The sequence below is a fragment of the Streptomyces sp. NPDC127038 genome (assembly GCF_042725875.1).
Taxonomy (GTDB): Bacteria; Actinomycetota; Actinomycetes; order Streptomycetales; family Streptomycetaceae; genus Streptomyces.
On record NZ_JBHXDQ010000030.1, the window covers coordinates 35,382 to 50,743 of the forward strand.

Consider the following 15,362-nt stretch of genomic DNA (forward strand, 5'->3'; position numbering starts at 1 on the left):
AAAAGACCCGTGAGTACCCTTGCGCAGACCATGATGACCGCCGCCCGCTCCTCAGATTCCGGCCTGGCCGGACCGGGCGAACTCGACCGTTACCCCTATGCCGACGCGCCCGGTGTCGACCGCGTGGGCCCCCCTGCCTGGGAGAGTGCAGAGCCGGAACTCGGCCGTGTCGGCCGCCGCGCCGCAGGCAGCCGCGGACGCGGCCTGCACGGCCAACTCGTTCAGCAGCTCGGCCAGATGATCGTCTCCGGAGACCTCGGCGCGGACCGTCCGCTCGTGCCCGAGGAGATCGGCCAGCGGTTCGAGGTCTCCAGGACCGTCGTCCGTGAGTCGCTCCGCGTTCTGGAGGCCAAGGGGCTGGTCAGCGCCCGCCCGAACGTCGGCACGCGCGTGCGTCCCGTCAGCGACTGGAACCTTCTCGATCCGGACATCATCGAATGGCGTGCCTTCGGGCCGCAGCGGGACGACCAGCGACGCGAGCTGAGCGAGCTCCGCTGGACCATCGAGCCGCTCGCCGCGCGCCTGGCGGCCGGACACGGCCGCGAGGAGATCCAGCAGCGGCTCGGCGACATGGTCGAGATCATGGGCCACGCCATGTCGCAGGGTGACGCCCTCACCTTCTCGCGGGCCGACACCGAGTTCCACTCGCTGCTCATCCAGCTCGCGGGCAACCGGATGCTGGAGCACCTCTCGGGGATCGTGTCCGCGGCCCTCCAGGTCTCCGGCGGCCCGGTCACCGGCTGTGACCGCCCGAACGAGGCCTCGCTGGGTCACCACGCCCGGATCGTCGAGGCCCTCGCGGCGGCCGACGGCGCGGCGGCCGAGTCGGCCATGCGGCAGCTCCTCATCGTCCACCCCGAGGTGGAGCGTGTGGTGCCCGCGCCGCGCGAGCACTGATCGCGCGCCGAGGGTGACACCGTCCGGGGCGCTCGGGCGCCCGCGGCCGCGTCGAACCCGTGAGCCGTCACCCGTCGGGACCTGGCCGGATCCTTATCGGATTCGGTCAGGTCCCGACGGTGCGACCGGGTGGCTGATCATGAACTAACCTGGATTGACAGGATCTGTCATCTTTCGAGGGCTTACGCGGTGTGACTCGGGCCACGCAGATTGGGCGTAACGCTCTTCGGGGCAGCGCGATGACCTAAGAGGTGATAGCCGAGGAAGGAATACAGACGCCAGGTCTGGCGCTGTGCATCTTCCCGGTCCCCGCCCGCGCCGTCGGCCCATCCCCAGTCGGCGGTCGTCGGTTCCTGTCCGCAGTGGACGGGGCCGGAAGCCGTTTTTCAACGTTCCGAGAGGTTGTTCGTGTCGGCCAGCACATCCCGTACGCTCCCGCCGGAGATCGCCGAGTCCGTCTCTGTCATGGCGCTCATCGAGCGGGGAAAGGCTGAGGGGCAGATCGCCGGCGATGACGTGCGTCGGGCCTTCGAAGCTGACCAGATTCCGGCCACTCAGTGGAAGAACGTACTGCGCAGCCTCAACCAGATCCTCGAGGAAGAGGGTGTGACGCTGATGGTCAGTGCCGCGGAGCCCAAGCGCACCCGAAAGAGCGTCGCAGCGAAGAGTCCGGTCAAGCGCACCGCCACCAAGACCGTGGCGGCCAAGACGGTGACCGCCAAGAAGGCCACCGCCACCGCGGCTCCGGCTGCCCTCGCCGACGATCCGTCCGAGGACGCCTCCGCAGGCAAGCCCGCCGCAGCCAAGAAGACGACGGCCAAGAAGACCGTCGCCAAGAAGACGGTCGCCAAGAAGACGGCGGCCAAGAAGACGAGCGCCAAGAAGGACGACGCCGAGCTCGTCGACGACGAGGCGGTCGAGGAGACCCCCGGCAAGCCCGGTGCGGAGGAGCCCACCGAGGACGGCGCCCAGGGCTTCGTCCTGTCCGACGAGGACGAGGACGACGCGCCCGCGCAGCAGGTCGCCGCCGCCGGTGCCACCGCGGACCCGGTCAAGGACTACCTCAAGCAGATCGGCAAGGTCCCGCTGCTCAACGCCGAGCAGGAGGTCGAGCTCGCCAAGCGCATCGAGGCCGGTCTGTTCGCCGAGGACAAGCTGGCCAACGCCGACAAGCTCGCTCCCAAGCTCAAGCGCGAGCTCGAGATCATCGCCGAGGACGGCCGCCGCGCCAAGAACCACCTCCTGGAGGCCAACCTCCGTCTGGTGGTCTCCCTGGCCAAGCGCTACACCGGCCGCGGCATGCTCTTCCTGGACCTCATCCAGGAGGGCAACCTCGGTCTGATCCGCGCGGTCGAGAAGTTCGACTACACCAAGGGCTACAAGTTCTCCACGTACGCCACCTGGTGGATCCGTCAGGCGATCACCCGCGCCATGGCCGACCAGGCCCGCACCATCCGTATCCCGGTGCACATGGTCGAGGTCATCAACAAGCTCGCGCGCGTCCAGCGCCAGATGCTCCAGGACCTGGGCCGCGAGCCCACCCCGGAGGAGCTGGCCAAGGAACTCGACATGACCCCCGAGAAGGTCATCGAGGTCCAGAAGTACGGCCGTGAGCCCATCTCCCTGCACACCCCGCTGGGCGAGGACGGCGACAGCGAGTTCGGTGACCTCATCGAGGACTCCGAGGCCGTCGTCCCGGCCGACGCGGTCAGCTTCACGCTCCTCCAGGAGCAGCTGCACTCGGTCCTCGACACGCTGTCCGAGCGTGAGGCGGGCGTCGTCTCGATGCGCTTCGGTCTCACCGACGGTCAGCCGAAGACCCTCGACGAGATCGGCAAGGTCTACGGCGTGACCCGTGAGCGGATCCGCCAGATCGAGTCCAAGACCATGTCGAAGCTGCGTCACCCGTCGCGTTCGCAGGTACTGCGCGACTACCTCGACTAGGCCTCGGCCGCACGTCGACGAGGGCCCGGCCTCCTTCGGGGGGCTGGGCCCTCGTCGTGTGCGCGGAGTGCGTGCCACCGCTGCGTGGATCACTCTGGGTGTTCCACGACCCTCCCAGTGTGAGGAGCGCACATGCGCCGTCCCTACGTCCCGGCCCTGGCCCTCGCGGCCACCGCAGCGGTGATATCGCTGACGACCCCCGCTCTGGCGTCCTCTGACAGCGTTGTCATCGGAAGTCGTCCGGTCCGGATCGCCGACAGCCCCTGGACGGTCGCACTGTCCAGTCGTGACCGGTTCGGAGGTACGCGCGCGGGACAGTTCTGCGGAGGGGTGGTCGTCGGCCGGACCACGGTCCTGACCGCGGCCCACTGCCTCGGCGACGACGTGCTGGGCGCGCCACCACGCCAGGCGGGCGATCTGAAGGTCATCGCGGGGCGCGGGGATCTCATGTCCGACGAGGGCAAGGAGATCCCGGTCAGCGACATCTGGGTCAACCCGCACTACGACAGTGACACCAACGCCGGGGACTTCGGCGTACTGACCCTCGCCGAGCCGCTGCCGGCCTCCTCCGTGATCCGTATGGCCCCGTCCGGGGATCCGGCGTACGAGCCGGGGACCGCCGCCGTGGTCTACGGCTGGGGCGATCTGACGGGCGGCGGCGACTACGCGAGCAGCCTGCGGGCCGCGGATGTCCACGTGCTCGCCGACTCCTCGTGCGAGCGGGCCTATCCCGGCAACGAGTCCGGGACCTATGAGGCGGGGTCCATGGTCTGCGCCGGAGAGGCGGCAGGCGGCCGTGACGCCTGCCAGGGCGACAGCGGCGGGCCGCTGGTCGCCCAGGGCCGTCTCATCGGCCTGGTGTCCTGGGGGAGCGGCTGCGGGCGGGCCGGGAGCCCTGGCGTCTACACACGGGTCTCCGAGGCCGTCCAGGCGCTGAACGCGAGGCGCTGAGGACTCTCGGTGGTGTGACGCGATACGAGTGCGGGCGGCCACTCCCTGTGTCCAGGGTGTGACCGCCCACTCACCGGCCTCTCACCGGCACCCGCTCGTCGTTGATACGAAGGCTCAGCGATCTTCGTCGTTGACGCTCTCGGGAACGGACGTCAGCCGCTCCGTCTCGTCCTGTATCTCAGCGGCGATCTTCTTGAGTTCCGGCTCGAACTTGCGACCGTGGTGGGCGCAGAAGAGCAGTTCTCCGCCGCTCAGGAGGACGACGCGCAGATATGCCTGGGCGCCGCAACGGTCGCAGCGGTCAGCGGCCGTCAGCGGGCTCGCGGGGGTCAGAACAGTAGTCACGTCGCCTCTTCTCTAGCTCGACGAGCTGTCGTACCAGGGTCAACATCCAACCAGGCCGAAAACGTTCCCGCTCGCGGCTTTTCCTCGAAATTTTCTTCCGAGCCGGCTGTCTGCTGCCGGTTGGCGGCGAATGAGCCGTATTGCGTGTCTTTGTGTCTGTACGGGTTCGCGCTGTCTGTCAGGTGTCGGTCCTCCCGGCTGGATTGCCGGTTGTTCATGAGGACGTGCCCGGAGCCTAAATGGTTCATGCCTCGAAGGGAACGTGATATGTACTTCACTCCATCGAGGGATCGAACACCCATACGATCCTGGACTAGGGTGAGTTCATGCGAGGGTGGTGCTACAACGGCTCTACCAGGCCTCGGTACCCTCTGAGCGGCAACCGAAGCCGGGCCCTTACCCAAAAGGGTCTCCCATGAAATTCAGCGAGGAGCGAACCGCGTGACCGCCGATACGTCCGTGCCGTCCACAGCGCTGCTGACCGGAGCAGACCGTGACGGTTCCAACTACACCGCGCGGCACCTGCTCGTCCTTGAGGGGCTCGAGGCAGTGCGGAAGCGCCCGGGCATGTATATCGGGTCGACCGACAGCCGTGGCCTGATGCACTGCCTCTGGGAGATCATCGACAACTCCGTCGACGAGGCCCTCGGGGGCTACTGCGACCACATCGACGTCATCCTGCACGACGACGCCTCGGTCGAGGTGCGGGACAACGGCCGTGGCATCCCCGTCGACGTGGAGCCCAAGACCGGACTCTCCGGCGTCGAGGTCGTCATGACCAAGCTGCACGCCGGCGGCAAGTTCGGCGGCGGCTCGTACGCGGCCTCCGGTGGTCTGCACGGAGTGGGCGCCTCCGTGGTGAACGCGCTCTCCGCCCGTCTGGACGTCGAGGTGGACCGCAACGGCCAGACGCACGCGGTGAGCTTCCGCCGCGGCACCCCGGGAGCCTTCAAGGCCGACGGCCCCGAGGCCGATTTCGACGCGACCAGCGGGCTGCGCAAGCTCAAGCGGATCCCGAAGACCCGCACCGGCACACGCGTGCGCTACTGGGCCGACCGCCAGATCTTCCTCAAGGACGCCAGGCTCTCCCTGGAGCACCTGCACCAGCGTGCCCGCCAGACCGCGTTCCTGGTCCCCGGCCTGACCATCGTCGTCCGTGACGAGTTCGGGCTCGGCGAAGGCGGCAGCAAGGGCGAGGAGTCGTTCCGCTTCGACGGCGGGATCAGCGAGTTCTGCGAGTTCCTGGCGACGGACAAGCCGGTCTGCGACGTCCTCCGCTTCTCCGGCTCGGGCACCTTCAAGGAGACCGTCCCGGTCCTCGACGAGCACGGTCAGATGACCCCGACCGAGGTCACCCGTGAGCTGGGCGTCGACGTCGCCATGCGCTGGGGCACGGGATACGACACGACGCTCAAGTCGTTCGTGAACATCATCGCCACGCCCAAGGGCGGCACCCACGTCGCCGGCTTCGAGCAGGCCGTCGCCAAGACGATGAACGAGGTCCTGCGGACCAAGAAGCTGCTCCGGGTCGCCGAGGACGACATCGTCAAGGACGACGCCCTGGAAGGCCTCACGGCCGTCGTCACCGTACGTCTCGCCGAGCCGCAGTTCGAGGGGCAGACGAAGGAGGTCCTCGGGACCTCGGCCGCCCGCCGCATCGTGACGAACGTGGTGACCAAGGAGCTCAAGGCGTTCCTGACCTCCGCCAAGCGGGACGAGGCCGCGCAGGCCCGGGTCGTCATGGAGAAGGCCGTCGCCGCCGCGCGCACGAGGATCGCCGCCCGTCAGCACAAGGACGCACAGCGCCGCAAGACCGCGCTGGAGTCCTCCTCGCTGCCGGCGAAGCTCGCCGACTGCCGCAGTGACGACGTCGAGCGCAGCGAGCTGTTCATCGTCGAGGGCGACTCCGCGCTCGGTACGGCGAAGCTGGCCCGCAACTCCGAGTTCCAGGCGCTGCTGCCCATTCGGGGCAAGATCCTCAACGTTCAGAAGGCGTCCGTGACGGACATGCTGAAGAACGCCGAGTGCGGCGCGATCATCCAGGTCATAGGGGCAGGCTCCGGGCGGACCTTCGACATCGACGCGGCGCGCTACGGGAAGATCATTCTCCTCGTCGACGCCGATGTCGACGGCGCGCACATCCGCATCCTGCTGTTGACGCTGTTCCAGCGGTACATGCGGCCCATGGTCGAGGCGGGACGGGTGTTCGCCGCGGTTCCGCCGCTGCACCGGATCGAGCTCAGCCAGCCCAAGAAGGGCCAGGACAAGTACGTCTACACGTACTCGGACCGTGAGCTGCGGGAGACGCTGCTTGAGTTCCAGCGCAAGGGTGTGCGTTACAAGGACGCGATCCAGCGCTACAAGGGTCTGGGCGAGATGGACGCCGATCAGCTGGCCGAGACGACGATGGACCCGCGGTTCCGTACGCTGCGCCGGATCAACATCTCCGACCTGGAAGCGTCCGAGCAGGTGTTCGACCTGCTGATGGGGAACGACGTGGCGCCGCGCAAGGAGTTCATCTCCAGCTCGGCCGCGACCCTGGACCGGTCACGCATCGACGCGTAGCCCTCCGGGGTGCCACCGGGTAGGCGCGGCCCTTGCGGCGCCTACCCGGCCGCACCCTTTTCGGCCCGGGAGCGTCAGCAAAGTTCAGCCCCTCCGGCGCTTGAGGAGCGGGGTCTGGGGCGGAGCCCCGGGTACGGGTTGGGTAGGGGCGGCGGGGGCGAAGAAGCCTGTGTCCCGCCATGACGGGGCTCGACACCGTGTGACGGAGGCCTGACGGCTGGGCGGGTCCACCCGCGGGTGGAGATGCGAGGGACCCGAGGATCCACCCGCGATCCACCCGAGCTCCGATCTGCCGAGGCCGGGATTTCCGTAGCGTCGATGGGGTCGGCAGCACTCGCTGCGGACACCCCCTTCTCGCTCACGGAGGCCGCCCATGTCCGGGCTCACGAACGCCTTGGTGATCGCCGCTGTCGCCGCAGTCGTGATCACACGCCAGTTCAGCGCCCGCCGGATCGGCTCGGACCGGCGCTGGTGGATCGTGCCCGCGGTTCTCGCAGTCGTCGCGCTGCGTGAGCCCGGCCTGATCGACCCGCACCACCAGGTCGAGTCCTCCCTCCTGCTGGGCACGGAACTGGTGACGGCACTGGCCATCGGAGCCGGATGGGCGTGGACGACACGGATATGGACGGAGCCGGACGGCTCCGCGTGGAGCAGGAGCACCAAGGCCAGCGGGGCCGTATGGATCGCCGGCATCTGCCTGCGCCTGGGTCTGTTCGGCATCGGCGCCCAGCTTGGGGTGCACCAGAACTCCTCGGCCGTGATGCTCGGCCTGGCGGCCACCCTGCTCGTCCGTTCCGGTCTGCTGACCTGGCGCGCCCAGTCCCTGGAGCCGGCCGCGGCCGGACAGGCCCCGGCGTACGGTGACGGTGTGCGCCGGGTCCTGCGGAAGGAGCGCCTGTGACGGACACCGTCTGGACGCGCTGGCCCTCGCGCGAGGCACTCTCCCGCGTGGGCGTGCACAAGGCCCGCCGGGCGCTCGCCTGGGTCACACGCACCATCGTCCTCGTCATGCTCGTCGCCACGACGCTCACGAACAGTGAGCTCGGCGGCTGGGCGCTCGCCGGAGGAGTCACGGGAATCGCCGTGAGCGGAGTCCTCGCGTGGGGATTCTGGCGGACCACTCTGAAGCACCGTCTGCTGCCGTCCCTGGCACTGCTCGCTCTGCTGCTGACAGTCGCGGCCGCAGGGTACGGCGCGGGCTTCCGGACCCCCGCACTCGTCCTGCTGTGCGGGTGCGGCGTCGGAGCCATCGAACGACTGCCTCTCGCGGCGGCCCTTCCGGCAACGGCGGTGGCGCTGAGCGCGTACGCGGCTCTCAACAACGACGACTGGCTGACCACCGCGGCCACCACCGCAGGGCTGGCGCTCGCGGGTTACGTGCTGCGTCTCGACGCGGAAGCGCGTGCGAGTGCGCAGCGGCTGCTGGTCCAGGAACGCGCAGCACATGCGGCGGAGGCGCAGTCGGCGGCCCTGGCGGAGCGGGCGCGGATAGCCCGGGAGATCCACGACGTCCTGGCCCACAGTCTCTCGGCCCAGCTCGTGCACCTGGAGGCGGCACGCCTGCTGATCGAGAGAGGGGCGGACCGGGAGGTCATCCTCGAACGGGTCGTGGCGGCAAGGGGAATGGCCCGCGAGGGGCTCGCCGAGACACGGCAGGCACTCTCGGCGCTCCGGGGAGAAATGTCTCCGCTGGAGGACTTCCTGGACGAACTCGTCGCCACCGCGGGCTGTGCCGGTGTCACCGTGACCGGTGAGCGCCAGCCGCTGCCGGCGGAGGCCTCGCAGGCGGTGCGCCGCGTCGCGCAGGAAGCGCTCACGAATGTACGCAAGCACGCTCCGGGCGCCAAGATCGACATCAGACTGGACTACGGCGCGCACGAAGTGACCTTGGACGTACGGGATTCGGGTGGAAAACCGGGCGAACTCAGCGGTTCGGGAGCCGGGTACGGTCTGCTGGGCATGCGGGAGCGCGCCGAACTGCTGGGCGGCTCGCTGGATGCCGGACCGGGCGATGAGGGGTTCGTGGTGACGTTGAAGGTGCCGGTATGACCGAGCGGGCGGAGGACAGGAGGCCGGCGCGGGTCGTGGTCGCGGACGATCAGACGGTCGTGCGCGAAGGCATCGTGATGCTGCTGGGACTGCTGCCGGGGATCGAGGTCGTGGGAGCCGCCGGTGACGGAGCCGAGGCCGTACGGCTGGTGGCCGAACTCGCCCCGGACGTCGTGCTGATGGATCTCCGCATGCCACGCGTCGACGGGGTCGAGGCGACCCGGCGCATCCGCGCCGAGTACCCCGGGACCCAGGTCGTCGTGCTCACGACGTTCGTGGACGACGAGTCGCTGTTCCCGGCGCTTCGTGCCGGTGCCCGGGGCTATCTGACCAAGGACGCGGGGGGCGACGAGATCGTGCGGGCCGTGGAGAACGTGCTCTCCGGCGACGCCGGGCTCTCGCCGAGCATCCAGCGACGCCTGCTGGAGAGGCTGTCTTACCCGGAACCGAAGCCGGCCCCGCCTCCCGAGGCCCCGGACGGTCTCACCTCGCGCGAGACGGAGGTGCTCCTCCTGATCGCCGAGGGACTCAGCAACCACGAGATCGCCCGCAAACTGCATGTGTCCACGGCCACGGTGAAGACCCACATCAACAATCTCTTCGCCAAGGCGGGTCTCAAGGACCGTGCTCAAGCGGTCCGTTACGCCTATGGGAAGGGTCTGGTGCGGCCGCCCGCGGGATGAGGTCACCTAATGGGGTGAAGGGCACGGAGAGAGGAGTCGGGGAGCCCTCCGATCTGCACATCCTTGGGTACGCGGCAGCAACGCGTCGCGGACAAGGAGAGTTCGGTGGAGAAGCACGACGGCGGCGACCCGGGGGAGGTCCGGTTCGACGACCCCTGGTACGACGCGCTCGCTTCCGGCTGGGGCGAGTTGGACGGCACGGGTGCGCTCGCCCCCGCGGTGCCGGCCGCCCGCTCGGAGCACGAGGCAGGGTCCGGCGGAGCCGCCCACGTCTACCTGGAGGTGCAGCGCAGCGCCGCCTTCCAGGAAGTACGCGGCCGGTACCGCAGGTTCGTGATTCCGGCCGTCGCCGTCTTCTTCCCCTGGTACGTGGGCTACGTGGTGACCGCGACGACCGCGCCGGGGTTCATGGCCCGGCCCGTCGTCGGCGTGGTGAACGTGGCGCTGCTCGCGGGACTCGGGCAGTTCCTCACGACGTTCCTACTCGCGTGGGCCTACGCCCGGCACGCGCGGCTGCGCCGGGACCGGGCGGCGCTCGAACTGCGCTGGGACACGCAGGAGATGACGAGGAACGCGCGGGGCGGTGAGCGGTGACCGGCCACCATCAGACCCTGGCGCTGCTGCTGTTCAGCGCGTTCGTCGCGGTGACGCTGGCGATCACGACCTGGGTGAGTCGCAACCGGCACGGCTCGGCCGAGGAGTTCTACGCGGGCGGGCGGCTGTTCTCGCCGATGGAGAACGGCTTCGCGCTCTCCGGGGACTACATGTCGGCCGCCTCCTTCCTCGGCGTCACGGGACTCATCGCCCTGTACGGCTACGACGGCCTGCTGTACGCGGTGGGCTTCCTGGTGGCCTGGCTGGTCGTCCTGTTCCTCGTCGCCGAACTGGTGCGCAACTGCGGCCGGTTCACGCTCGCCGACGTCGTCGCGGCCCGGATGGGAGAACGGCCCGTGCGGATCGCGGCCGGCACGTCCTCGGTCGTGGTGTCCGTCCTGTACCTGGTGGCGCAGATGGTGGGCGCCGGCAGCCTCGTCTCACTGCTGCTGGGAGGGACCAGCGGCGCGGCGCGCAACTGGACGGTGATCGGTGTAGGCGCGCTGATGGTGATCTATGTGTCGATGGGAGGGATGAGGGCGACCACCTGGATCCAGATCGTCAAGGCGGTTCTGCTGATCGGCGGTGCCATCACTCTGACCGTGCTCGTCCTCGTGCGGTTCCACGGGGACATCGACGAACTGCTGCGTACGGCCGCGCGGCGCAGCGGACACGGCACGGCCTTCCTGGCGCCAGGGCTGAAGTACGGCGGTGACTGGACCGCACGCTTCGACTTCATGAGCCTCGGGCTCGCGCTCGTGCTCGGCACCGCGGGGTTGCCGCACATCCTGTCGCGCTTCTACACCGTGCCGACGGCGCGAGCAGCCCGGCGCTCCGTGCTGTGGTCGATCGGGCTCATCGGCGGCTTCTACCTGATGACGATCGTGCTGGGCTTCGGCGCGGCCGCCGTCGTCGGTCCCGAGGCCGTGCGCGGATCGAACGCGGCGGGCAACACCGCCGTTCCGCTGCTGGCCCTGGACCTGGGTGGCGGGGCCGCCTCCACCGGCGGAACGGTCCTGTTCGCGATCGTCGCCGCCATCGCGTTCGCCACCATTCTCGCGGTCGTCGCGGGAGTGACCCTCGCGTCCTCGGCGGCCGTGGCCCACGACCTGTACGCGTCGCTGCGCCGACGCCACGCCAAGCCGCGCGGCGAGGTCGCGGTGGCGCGCGGTGCGTCCGTCGGCATCGGGGTGATCGCCATCGCCCTGAGCCTGCTGGCCCGGGACCTCAACGTGGCCTTCCTGGTCGGGCTCGCCTTCGCCGTCGCCGCGTCCGCGAACCTGCCGGTCCTGCTGTACTCCTTGTTCTGGCGGTCCTTCACCACGCGTGGTGCCGTGTGGGCCGTGTACGGCGGTCTGGTGCCCGCGCTGCTGCTCGTGCTGCTCTCACCGGTGGTGTCCGGCAGTCCCGAATCACTCTTCCCCGGGGTGGACTTCCAGTACTTCCCGCTTCAGAACCCTGGCCTCGTGTCGATCCCTCTGGGCTTCGTCGCCGGCTGGCTCGGCACCGTCACCTCGGCGGAGCCGCCGGACGAGGCCAAGCACGCCGAGCTCGAGGTCCGCGCGCTCACGGGCGCCGGTGCGGTCTGAGGACGCGAGCCTCGTACACGACGACCCTGAGGCGGTAAGGCCCCGGACAGCGGCCATCGGCCGGGACGGCACCGGCTCAGGGCGTCACCCACGCATAGCGGTGTTCGGGGCGTCCCGTGTCGCCGTACTTGAGAGAGAGCCGCAGCCGCCCCGCTTGTTCCAGGTGGCGCAGATAGCGCTGGGCCGTGGACCGGCTCAGGCCGGTCTCGGACGCCACCTCGTGGGCGGACAGAGGCTGGGCCGCCTGGTGCAGCACGTCGCAGATCAGGTCCGTGGTCGGTTCCGAATGGCCGCTGGGCAGCCCGGGGGAGGACGGCGCGGGCGCCGTGCGCAGGGCCCCGAAGATCCGGTCCACCTGCTCCTGGCCCGTCACACCGTGACCGCCCACCCGGTCGACGGTGCGGCGCAGGGCGGCGTACGAATCGAGGCGCGTCCGCAGGGCGGTGAAGGTGAACGGTTTGATCAGGTAGTGCAGTGCGCCCAGGCGCATCGCCGCCCGGAGGGTGGCCACGTCACCGGCCGCCGTGATCATGATGACGTCGGTGCCGTGGCCGTTCTCCCGCATCTGGTGGACGAGTTCGAGACCCGTGCGGTCCGGCAGGTAGTGGTCGAGCAGCACCAGCTCGACCGGGGCGCGCTCGATCGCGGCCAGGGCCTGGGCGGCACTGTGCGCGCGAGCGGCCACCCGGAATCCGGGAACCTTGCTCACGTATCTCGCGTTGATCTCGGCGACGCGGAAGTCGTCGTCCACGACCAGGACGTCAATCATCGGGCCTCTTCCTCTCAAGGCCTGGGCGTTTGTTGCGCCCGTGTTTCGGCTCCGCTGTTGTAGCGCGAGCAAAATGAGCACAACAGCCCCTTGCGAGCAGAAGAACGCCTTGCGCCCAGAAGACTGATGCCGTGGCCCGCACCACATCTACGGTCCCGGGCCATGAGCACAGACACCAGTCCCGCCATCGAGCTGCGGGGCGCGAGCAAGATCTTCAAGACCCCGTCAGGGGGTTTGCACACGGCCGTCAGAGACCTCGACCTGACGGTCGGCCGGGGCGAGTTCGTGGCGGTCGTCGGGCCGACCGGCTGTGGGAAGTCCACGACACTCACCCTGGTCAGCGGTCTTGAGGAGCCCACCGAGGGCGAGGTCCTGGTCGCAGGGGAGCCGGTCGCCAGCGTCGGGGACAAGGTCGGCTTCGTCTTCCAGCAGGACGCCACCTTCCCGTGGCGCACGGTTCTCTCCAACGTGATGGCCGGGCCCCGGTTCCGTGGCGCGCCCAAGGCCGAGGCGAAGGAACGGGCCCGGGAATGGCTCGCCCGGGTCGGGCTCGCGGCCTTCGAGGACCGCTATCCGCACCAGCTCTCCGGTGGTCAGCGCAAGCGCGTCGCCCTCGCGGCCACGTTCGTCAACGACCCCGAGATCCTGCTGATGGACGAGCCCTTCTCGGCGCTCGACGTGCAGACCAGGGCGCTGATGTCCGACGAACTGCTCGAACTGTGGGAAGGCACGGGCGCCTCGGTCGTCTTCGTCACCCACGACCTGGAGGAGTCCATCGCGCTCGCCGACAGGGTCGTCGTGATGACCGCGGGCCCCGCCACCGTGAAGCAGGTCTTCGACATCGATCTGCCGCGGCCGCGCAAGGTCGAATCGGTGCGCCTGGAACCGCGGTTCATCGAGATCTACCGCGAGATCTGGGAGTCCCTCGGCGAAGAGGTCCGCATCACCCGTGAAAGGGGTGCCGCTCATGTCGCCTGAGGTTCTCAGCGCGCCGGCCGTCGACACGGCCAAGACTCCGGGCCGCGCGCACTCCCGTGCGCGTGCCGCCCGTAAGCGCAAGATCGTGGTGGGTGCCGCCCGGGTGCTGCTCCTGGTCGTCGTGCTCGGCCTGTGGGAGGTGCTCTCGCGTGCCGAGGTCATCGACCCGTTCAACTTCTCGATGCCCTCGAAGATCTGGGAGCAGATCCAGACCTGGGTGATGCACGGGACCGCGCTCGGTCCGCTCGGCGAGCAGATCTGGTACACGCTGCACGAGGCCCTGCTCGGATGGGGCATCGGCGTGGTCACCGGGGTGCTCTTCGGCATCGCCCTGGGGCGGATCACCTTGCTGGCGGACATCCTTGGTCCATACATCAAGGTGCTCAACTCCATACCAAGGATCGTCCTCGCGCCGATCTTCGTGATCTGGTTCGGGCTCGGGCCCGCCTCCAAGGTCGCCTCGGCCGTGGTGCTCGTGTTCTTCCCGGTGTTCTTCAACGCCTTCCAAGGCGCCCGGGAGGTCGACCGGAACCTGGTGGCCAACGCCCGGATCCTCGGCGCGAGCGACCGCCGGGTGACGCTTCAGGTCGTCATACCGTCGGCCACCTCGTGGATCTTCACCAGCCTCCACGTCAGCTTCGGCTTCGCGCTCATCGGCGCGATCGTCGGCGAGTACATCGGCGCCACCAAGGGCATCGGCCTGCTCGTCGCGCAGTCCCAGGGCACCTTCAACGCGGCCGGGGTGTACGCGGCGATGGTCATCCTCGCCGTCGTCGCCCTGCTCGCCGAAGGGCTGCTCACGTTCGGCGAACGCCGCATCTTCCGCTGGAAGCCGTCGGAATCCGACCGCTGACCCGGTCCGGTCCCAGCACCCGAACGATCCCGCCGTACATACGCACCGCCTCCCTTCCACTCACAAGGACGTGAACCACCATGCGCAAGACCGCCAGATACTCCGCGCTGGCAGCCGCCGGTCTGCTCGCTCTCACCTCGCTCACCGCCTGCGCCAACGACGCGGCGAGCACCACGGCCGACTCCGGCAGCGGCGGGGGTGGCGGCAAGGGGGAGCACGTCAAGATCATGGTCGGTGGACTGGACAAGGTCATCTACATGCCGGCGATGCTCACCCAGCGCCTCGGCTACTTCGCCGACGCGGGTCTGAACGTCGAACTCCTCAGTGAGCCGGCCGGTGTCCAGGCCGAGACGGCCCTCGTCTCGGGGCAGGTGCAGGGCGCCGTCGGCTTCTACGACCACACGCTCGACCTCCAGACCAAGGGCAAGTCGGTCGAGTCCGTCGTGCAGTTCTCCCACGCACCCGGCGAGGTCGAGATTGTCTCCAACAAGCGTGCGGGCGACATCACCTCGCCCAAGGACTTCAAGGGCAGGAAGCTCGGCATCACCGGCCTGGGCTCCTCGACCGACTTCCTGACGAAGTACCTCGCCGTCAAGAACGGCGTGCAGGTCAGTGAGTTCACGCCGGTCGCCGTCGGCGCCGGACCGACGTTCGTCTCCGCCCTCCAGCAGGGCGCCATCGACGGCGGCATGACGACGGACCCGACCGTCGCCACCGTCATGGAGAAGAACCTCGGCAAGGTGCTCATCGACATGCGTACACCCGAGGGCTCGCAGGAGGCGCTCGGAGGCCCGTACCCCTCGTCAAGCCTGTACATGCAGACGGACTGGGTCAACAGCCACAAGGACACGGTCCAGAAGCTGGCCAACGCCTTCGTGAAGACCCTGCGGTGGATGTCCGCCCACAGCGCCTCCGAGATCGCCGCCAAGATGCCCGCCGACTACTCCCAGGGCAACCAGACGCTGTACGCAGCGGCGATCAAGAGCACGCTGCCGATGTTCACCGACGACGGCGTGATGCCCGAGAACGGTCCCGAGACCGTCGAGAAGGTCCTCAAGGCGTTCAACCCGAACATCAAGAACGCCCAGGTGGACCTGAGCAAGACGTTCACCACGGAGTTCGTGAAGAAGGCCACCGGCTGACCG

At 69.0% G+C, this 15,362-nt stretch carries 14 protein-coding genes; 12 read left to right on the forward strand and 2 right to left on the reverse strand.

Annotation, left to right across the window (positions count from 1 at the left end):
• Positions 1 to 9: 9 nt before the first annotated feature.
• From ACFWI4_RS21400 to ACFWI4_RS21410, 3 genes are all read left to right on the forward strand, one after another.
• Complete coding sequence (locus ACFWI4_RS21400) at positions 10 to 897, forward strand: FadR/GntR family transcriptional regulator (RefSeq protein WP_385401660.1); 888 nt, start codon at positions 10 to 12, stop codon at positions 895 to 897.
• 408 nt (positions 898 to 1,305) lie between these two features.
• Positions 1,306 to 2,841 carry an RNA polymerase sigma factor gene (locus ACFWI4_RS21405; protein WP_385401662.1) on the forward strand — a complete coding sequence of 512 codons (1,536 nt, stop codon included), beginning with the start codon at positions 1,306 to 1,308 and terminating at the stop codon, positions 2,839 to 2,841.
• Positions 2,842 to 2,973: 132 nt separating this feature from the next.
• Positions 2,974 to 3,792, forward strand: a complete 819-nt coding sequence (locus ACFWI4_RS21410) for a serine protease (protein ID WP_387198477.1) — start codon at positions 2,974 to 2,976, stop codon at positions 3,790 to 3,792.
• 114 nt (positions 3,793 to 3,906) lie between these two features.
• Here the strand turns inward: ACFWI4_RS21410 and ACFWI4_RS21415 are convergent, their stop codons facing one another.
• Positions 3,907 to 4,137: a hypothetical protein gene (locus tag ACFWI4_RS21415; protein ID WP_103549626.1), complete on the reverse strand. Its 231-nt coding sequence runs from the start codon at positions 4,135 to 4,137 to the stop codon at positions 3,907 to 3,909.
• 441 nt (positions 4,138 to 4,578) lie between these two features.
• Between ACFWI4_RS21415 and ACFWI4_RS21420 the strand changes: the two genes are divergently transcribed.
• From ACFWI4_RS21420 to ACFWI4_RS21445, 6 genes are all read left to right on the forward strand, one after another.
• Positions 4,579 to 6,702, forward strand: a complete 2,124-nt coding sequence (locus ACFWI4_RS21420) for a type IIA DNA topoisomerase subunit B (protein WP_387198480.1) — start codon at positions 4,579 to 4,581, stop codon at positions 6,700 to 6,702.
• Between the two features lie 373 nt (positions 6,703 to 7,075).
• Complete coding sequence (locus tag ACFWI4_RS21425) at positions 7,076 to 7,603, forward strand: DUF1453 domain-containing protein (RefSeq protein ID WP_387198483.1); 528 nt, start codon at positions 7,076 to 7,078, stop codon at positions 7,601 to 7,603.
• Positions 7,600 to 8,751, forward strand: a complete 1,152-nt coding sequence (locus ACFWI4_RS21430) for a sensor histidine kinase (RefSeq protein ID WP_387198486.1) — start codon at positions 7,600 to 7,602, stop codon at positions 8,749 to 8,751. Before ACFWI4_RS21425 ends, ACFWI4_RS21430 begins: the two co-directional genes overlap by 4 nt.
• On the forward strand, positions 8,748 to 9,434 hold the full coding sequence (locus tag ACFWI4_RS21435) for a response regulator (RefSeq protein ID WP_387198489.1): 687 nt from the start codon (positions 8,748 to 8,750) through the stop codon (positions 9,432 to 9,434). Before ACFWI4_RS21430 ends, ACFWI4_RS21435 begins: the two co-directional genes overlap by 4 nt.
• Positions 9,435 to 9,539: 105 nt before the next feature.
• Positions 9,540 to 10,028, forward strand: coding sequence for a DUF485 domain-containing protein (locus ACFWI4_RS21440; RefSeq protein ID WP_385401675.1), 489 nt, complete (start codon positions 9,540 to 9,542; stop codon positions 10,026 to 10,028).
• Complete coding sequence (locus ACFWI4_RS21445) at positions 10,025 to 11,617, forward strand: cation acetate symporter (protein WP_387198492.1); 1,593 nt, start codon at positions 10,025 to 10,027, stop codon at positions 11,615 to 11,617. The genes ACFWI4_RS21440 and ACFWI4_RS21445 overlap by 4 nt, the downstream gene beginning before the upstream one ends.
• A 76-nt stretch (positions 11,618 to 11,693) precedes the next feature.
• On the opposite strand, the gene ACFWI4_RS21450 is transcribed toward ACFWI4_RS21445, so the two are convergent.
• Positions 11,694 to 12,386 carry a response regulator gene (locus ACFWI4_RS21450; protein WP_387198495.1) on the reverse strand — a complete coding sequence of 231 codons (693 nt, stop codon included), beginning with the start codon at positions 12,384 to 12,386 and terminating at the stop codon, positions 11,694 to 11,696.
• Positions 12,387 to 12,548: 162 nt separating this feature from the next.
• On the opposite strand from ACFWI4_RS21450, the gene ACFWI4_RS21455 reads away from it, so the two are divergent.
• The 3 genes from ACFWI4_RS21455 to ACFWI4_RS21465 all read left to right on the forward strand — a co-directional run bounded on the left by ACFWI4_RS21455 (position 12,549) and on the right by ACFWI4_RS21465 (position 15,359).
• Positions 12,549 to 13,364, forward strand: a complete 816-nt coding sequence (locus ACFWI4_RS21455) for an ABC transporter ATP-binding protein (protein WP_387198498.1) — start codon at positions 12,549 to 12,551, stop codon at positions 13,362 to 13,364.
• Positions 13,354 to 14,217 (forward strand): ABC transporter permease, encoded by an 864-nt coding sequence (locus tag ACFWI4_RS21460; protein WP_385401685.1) that lies wholly within the window; start codon positions 13,354 to 13,356, stop codon positions 14,215 to 14,217. The genes ACFWI4_RS21455 and ACFWI4_RS21460 overlap by 11 nt, the downstream gene beginning before the upstream one ends.
• Positions 14,218 to 14,297: 80 nt before the next feature.
• On the forward strand, positions 14,298 to 15,359 hold the full coding sequence (locus ACFWI4_RS21465; protein ID WP_385401687.1) for an ABC transporter substrate-binding protein: 1,062 nt from the start codon (positions 14,298 to 14,300) through the stop codon (positions 15,357 to 15,359).
• Positions 15,360 to 15,362 lie beyond the last annotated feature (3 nt).

Excerpts from the sequence above, each read along its gene's own strand:
- ACFWI4_RS21460 (WP_385401685.1), top strand. The coding sequence starts at position 13,354 with ATGTCGCCTGAGGTTCTCAGCGCGCCGGCCGTCGACACGGCCAAGACT.
- ACFWI4_RS21465 (WP_385401687.1), top strand. The coding sequence starts at position 14,298 with ATGCGCAAGACCGCCAGATACTCCGCGCTGGCAGCCGCCGGTCTGCTC.
- ACFWI4_RS21435 (WP_387198489.1), top strand. The coding sequence starts at position 8,748 with ATGACCGAGCGGGCGGAGGACAGGAGGCCGGCGCGGGTCGTGGTCGCG.
- ACFWI4_RS21410 (WP_387198477.1), top strand. The coding sequence starts at position 2,974 with ATGCGCCGTCCCTACGTCCCGGCCCTGGCCCTCGCGGCCACCGCAGCG.
- ACFWI4_RS21425 (WP_387198483.1), top strand. The coding sequence starts at position 7,076 with ATGTCCGGGCTCACGAACGCCTTGGTGATCGCCGCTGTCGCCGCAGTC.
- ACFWI4_RS21455 (WP_387198498.1), top strand. The coding sequence starts at position 12,549 with ATGAGCACAGACACCAGTCCCGCCATCGAGCTGCGGGGCGCGAGCAAG.
- ACFWI4_RS21450 (WP_387198495.1), bottom strand. The coding sequence starts at position 12,386 with ATGATTGACGTCCTGGTCGTGGACGACGACTTCCGCGTCGCCGAGATC.